Origin of the sequence: Sphingobium cupriresistens, from assembly GCF_004152865.1 — a bacterium.
In the GTDB taxonomy this organism is placed as follows: Bacteria; Pseudomonadota; Alphaproteobacteria; order Sphingomonadales; family Sphingomonadaceae; genus Sphingobium; species Sphingobium cupriresistens.
In genome coordinates, this window is the sequence record NZ_SEOO01000125.1 from 1 (window position 1) to 1,027 (window position 1,027).

Sequence of the window (1,027 nt, forward strand, 5' to 3'; positions counted from 1 at the left end):
GGGCCATTCTGTCATCGGTCATCGTCTTCTTCTCCAGGTTCGAGTTCGCATCCGAACCCTACCAGAAGATCGACGGTGGCCACCCTCTCAGGGAAACCTTCCTACACCACCCCGTGGGACACGACCGTCGGAGGTTTCTATCGCAGATGCGAAGTGGAAATGCCTTTATGAAAATGCGCAGTGAAGCAGGGTTTGGTCTTTTGGCGATGGTTTTGCCGTTGTCGCATGTGGTTTCAGCAAATGCGCAGCCTGTACGTTGTGCAGAGGCGAAATCTGACAGTTCCGTAGCGGGCTGGAATATGGTGCGGCTTGGTGACGCTTGGTCTGGCGTTAATGTTACCTATCCTGCGATTAAGCATAAAGGGAATATCTATTTCGGCTTTTACGATGCTGATCGACGGTTGAGTGTTGCGAAATATGATCCCAAAACGAAGCGGCTTTGTGTAGGTCGAATCGGATCTGTTTTCGCGGGCTGGGATAGTCATAACGGCATTGCTATGGCATTTGATGCTCAAGACAGATTGCATATCGCCGGCAATATGCATGTATCTCCGCTAATCTACGCTCGTGCGACATCCCCCAATAGCGTGGATAGTTTTGTACTGCAAAAAATGGTCGGCACAGAGGAAAATAGAACTACTTACCCGCGTTTCGACCATGACAATTCAGGGCGTCTGATCTTTATTTATAGATCGGGCGGGAGCGGTGACGGCAAATGGATAATCAACGTCCTTCATGGAACGAAATGGAGCAGGGTGAATGCTTCGGCATTTTTGGCCGATCACGATCAGGAAGGGCCACTTTCTGCGTATCCTACTGACTTCGTGCGCGGCGATGATGGGACGTTCCATTTAGCAATTGTATGGCGTCGGAAGTCCGACCCGGCGACGAATTTTCTTGTAAGAGCCCGATCCGAAAGTTGTTGAGCAATACCAGCATGTTGTGATTCAGCCGTCTTTGCGACAAGATGGAGTGAATGGTGGCATGGACTGGTATTGCCCGGCGAGAGCATAGTCGGGAAGGTTTG

1 protein-coding gene is annotated in these 1,027 nt (G+C 50.6%); it reads left to right on the forward strand.

Going from position 1 to position 1,027, the window contains the following annotated elements:
* On the forward strand, nt 1–926 hold a 926-nt coding region (locus EWH12_RS21910), incomplete at its 5' end, for a BNR-4 repeat-containing protein (RefSeq protein WP_207212479.1).
* Between the last annotated feature and the right edge of the window lie 101 nt (nt 927–1,027).